A 333-nucleotide genomic window follows, 5' to 3' on the forward strand; every position below is an offset into this window, starting at 1 on the left:
CGTTGGCAAGCGGCCCCATGTCGACGCCGGCTTCGAGACCGTTGCCGACCTTGATCGTCTTCGAGGCGGCGACGAAGCCGTCGAGGAACTGATCGGCGACGCGCTCCTGCACGAGGAAGCGGGTCGGTGACACGCAGACCTGGCCGGCATTGCGGTACTTGCTGGCGGACATGATGGCGACGGCGCGTTCGACATCGGCATCATCAGTGACGATGACAGGCGCATGCCCGCCCAGTTCCATCGTCGCGCGCTTCATGTGCTGGCCGGCAAGGGCCGCCAGCATCTTGCCGACCGGGGTCGAGCCGGTAAACGACATCTTGCGGATCACCGGAT

General features: G+C 65.5%; 1 protein-coding gene. It reads right to left on the reverse strand.

The genetic code is table 11. From position 1 onward, the window contains the following. Positions 1 to 333, reverse strand: a 333-nt coding sequence (locus IB272_RS34570) for an aldehyde dehydrogenase family protein (RefSeq protein WP_192445901.1), incomplete at both ends; no start/stop codon positions are given.

Source organism: Ensifer sp. ENS08, assembly GCF_014852195.1.
In the GTDB taxonomy this organism is placed as follows: Bacteria; Pseudomonadota; Alphaproteobacteria; order Rhizobiales; family Rhizobiaceae; genus Ensifer; species Ensifer adhaerens.